This is a genomic window from Arthrobacter sp. GMC3 (assembly GCF_002929305.1).
Classification (GTDB): domain Bacteria; phylum Actinomycetota; class Actinomycetes; order Actinomycetales; family Micrococcaceae; genus Specibacter.
On the sequence record NZ_PJIO01000130.1, the window covers coordinates 1 to 565 of the forward strand.

The following is a 565-nucleotide window of genomic DNA, read 5'->3' on the forward strand; positions in this document are numbered from 1 at the left end:
AGCACACTAGCACTAACTAGTCTTTCTCATTCTCTCTATTATTAACACTAAGCACTTTCATTTTTTTCTCAAAGACTAAATTATTTCAAAGCAACTTTGATTTTTTTTAGGGGGTGAGAAATAATGGCAAAAGACATAGAAGTAGGAAGTGGGTTACCAAAAGACTATCAAGACCCTCCACCATCACCGTTGTTTGATGGAGCAGAGTTGGGAAAATGGTCATTTTACAGGGCAGCAATAGCTGAGTTTATTGCAACAATGTTGTTTTTGTACATCACTGTGTTAACTGTTATTGGACACAAAAGCCAGAATGCTGTTGATGATTGTGGTGGTGTTGGTCTTCTTGGTATTGCTTGGGCTTTTGGTGGCATGATCTTTGTCCTTGTTTACTGCACTGCTGGTATTTCTGGTGGACACATTAACCCAGCTGTGACATTTGGGTTGTTGCTGGCTAGAAAACTATCAGCACCAAGGGCCATTGCCTATATGGTGGCTCAATGCTTGGGTGCCATTTGTGGTGTTGGGTTGGTCAAGGCCTTCCAAAGCTCACTCTACAACCGGCACG

General features: G+C 41.9%; 1 protein-coding gene. It reads left to right on the forward strand.

Going from position 1 to position 565, the window contains the following annotated elements; genetic code table 11:
- Nucleotides 1–123: 123 nt before the first annotated feature.
- Nucleotides 124–565 (forward strand): aquaporin (locus tag CXQ94_RS21790; protein WP_146070423.1); only part of this gene is annotated, 442 nt, incomplete at its 3' end.